The 2,470-nt window shown below is 72.8% G+C and carries 3 protein-coding genes and 1 pseudogene; 2 read left to right on the top strand and 2 right to left on the bottom strand.

Annotated features, from left to right (window positions below; genetic code table 11):
* Both WBP48_RS02235 and WBP48_RS02230 read left to right on the top strand, forming a co-directional pair.
* The coding region (locus WBP48_RS02235; protein WP_424435437.1) for a MinD/ParA family ATP-binding protein at positions 1–988 on the top strand (988 nt) is incomplete at its 5' end.
* Positions 989–1,064: 76 nt separating this feature from the next.
* Entirely contained in the window at positions 1,065–1,841 is a 777-nt protein-coding gene (locus tag WBP48_RS02230) for a HesA/MoeB/ThiF family protein (RefSeq protein ID WP_424435433.1), read from the top strand.
* A gap of 40 nt (positions 1,842–1,881) precedes the next feature.
* On the opposite strand, the gene WBP48_RS02225 is transcribed toward WBP48_RS02230, so the two are convergent.
* Both WBP48_RS02225 and WBP48_RS02220 read right to left on the bottom strand, forming a co-directional pair.
* Positions 1,882–2,151 carry a MoaD/ThiS family protein gene (locus WBP48_RS02225; protein WP_424435430.1) on the bottom strand — a complete coding sequence of 90 codons (270 nt, stop codon included), beginning with the start codon at positions 2,149–2,151 and terminating at the stop codon, positions 1,882–1,884.
* Positions 2,152–2,168: 17 nt separating this feature from the next.
* A pseudogene (locus WBP48_RS02220) lies at positions 2,169–2,470 on the bottom strand (GTP 3',8-cyclase MoaA); the annotation flags it as partial.

The following is a 2,470-nucleotide window of genomic DNA, read 5'->3' as shown; positions in this document are numbered from 1 at the left end:
CCGCGGCGATCTCTCCCGCCGCGAGGGCGCACAGCGCGAACAGCACCTGCGCGCGACTCCTACCGTCGATGACCTGCTCAACTCCCGCGCCAGTCGGGCCAAGCCGCGCGCGACTCAGGGCTGGCGGGGATTCGTGCGGCGCGCAACGGGTGGTGTGATCTCGCCGCGTCCGGGCAAGGCCGAGCAGTCCCGCCTCGACCGCGAACGCACGGTGCAGCGCCGACTCGACGGTCCGCGGACGATCGTCATCCTCAACCCCAAAGGCGGCGCCCACAAGACCACCAGCACCCTGCTGCTGGCCGCGACCTTCGGCACCCAGCGCGGTGGAGCGACCCTCGCCTGGGACAACAACGAGACCCGCGGCACCCTCGGCTGGCGTGCGCAGAACGCCCCGCATCACCGGACCGCGGTCGACCTCCTCGAAGACCTCGACCGGTTCACCGGCGCGTCCGACGCGAGCCTCGCCGCCCTCGACACCTACGTCCGCACGCAGGTGGACGCCCGGTTCGATGTGCTCGCCTCCGATGAGGATGCCGCGGCATCCTCCACCATCGACGCCGCCGCCTTCGACCGCTTGCACGGCGTCCTGTCGCGCTACTACCGGCTGCTGATCGTCGACACCGGCAACAACATGCGCGCCTCGAACTGGGTCGCCGCCGTCGCCGCCGCCGACCAGCTGGTGATCGTGTCGACCGTGCGCGAGGATACCGGCGCGAGTGCCGCATGGCTGCTCGACGGGCTGCGGGAGAAGGGCTTCGACGACAAAGTCGACGAGGCCCTGACCATCCTCGTCGCGCCGTCCGCGAAGCCGGACCGCAGGCTCGCCGAGCGGCTGGAGCGCCATTTCGCGCAGGTGACGTCCGCCGTCGTGCGTGTGCCGTTCGATACCGCGCTCGTGGACGGCGGCCCGATCGACTTCGACGCGCTCTCCGCCAACTCGCGCGACGCGTGGCTCACCGCCGCTGCCGCGATCGCCGCGCGGCTGTGACCCGCCGCTGCCGCGATCGCCGCGCGGTTGTGACTCGACCGCCCCTGTCATCGCCGTGCGGCCGTAGGCTCGGAGGATGACCGATCAGGCGGCGCTCGTCGAGCCCGGACCCGAGCTGCGCGCCGAGGAGCGCATCCGCTACGCGCGGCAACTCGCGCTTCCCGAGATCGGCGCGATCGGTCAGCGGCGGCTGCGTCGGGCGCGCGTGCTCGTCGTGGGCGCCGGCGGGCTCGGCTCGCCCGTCCTGACGGCGCTCGCGGGCGCCGGCGTTGGGACGATCGGCATCGTCGACGACGACGTCGTGGACGTCGGCAACCTGCACCGGCAGACCATCCATGCCGGCTCCGCGCCAGGGACCGCGAAGACGGCATCCGTCGGCGCTGCCATCCGCGAACTCAATCCGCTCGTGCAGGTCGAGGAGATCCCCCAGCGGCTCACTGCGGAGAATGCGGCGGCGCTGCTGGACGGCTACGACATCGTGGTCGACGGCGCCGACACGTTCGCGACGCACGCCGCCGTCACCGCCGCCGCCGAACGCCGCGGCATCCCGGTGGTGTGGGGTTCCGCACTCGGCATGGACGGTCAGGTGACGATCTTCGAGCCGTACGCTCGCGGCGGCGTCGGGCTCGGTGATCTGTACCCCTCGCTCCCGGCCGACCAGCCTGGCGGAGCGTGCCAGGTCGTCGGCATCCTGGGTCCCGTCTGCGGCGCCGTCGGAGCGGTCATGGCCGCCGAGACGATCAAGCTCATCGTCGGCGTCGGGCGCTCGCTGCGGGGTCGGATGCTCATTCTCGACGCGCTCGACCAGACCTGGCGCGAGGTCGAAATCCGCCCGCAATCCGCCCGCGAGTGACCTGAAGCGGGCCCGGCCAGCCGGTGCGCCCCCGGCCCGCTCAACCTCCGGCGAAGGGCGGCAGGACGTCGAGGGTTGTCCCCGCGCGCAACGGGGTTGCGGGGTCGACCGCTGCGACGCCGTCCACGAGGAAGCTGCAGCGCGCGAACACCCTTGCGGCCTCAGCCGGCCGTGCCGCGCTCGCGGCCACCTGCTCGAGAGCATCGGCGACGGTCGCCGCCGCCGACACCGTCACCTCCGGCGCGCCGACGGCCGCCTTTGCCGCCGCGAACAAGCGCACGCGCACGGCATCCGTCACCGTGGTCGTCACGTGACCCTCACCCGCCCTCACCCGCCGATCTCGCTCATGCTCCGCGTCGGCGGGGCGAATCCGATCCGGTCGATGCCGTGCCCCTCGGGCTTCGCCCACATCGCGTCGCGCCACAGGCGAGCGAGGTCCGCGTCGTCCGCGCCGCCGCGCAGCGCCGCTTGCAGCGGCACCTCCTCATGCGAGAACAGGCATGAACGCACCGTGCCCTGCGCCGTGAGCCTCGTGCGGCGGCAGTCGCCGCAGAACGGATCGGTCACCGACGCGATGATGCCGACGGTCCCGAGCGCGGGCTCGTGCGGCCGTTCCCACGGGTGCACCC

The organism is Microbacterium sp. (assembly GCF_049661145.1).
GTDB lineage: Bacteria > Actinomycetota > Actinomycetes > Actinomycetales > Microbacteriaceae > Microbacterium.
The sequence above is the reverse complement of the archived record's forward strand: the minus strand, read 5'-3'. Positions and strand labels throughout refer to the sequence as shown.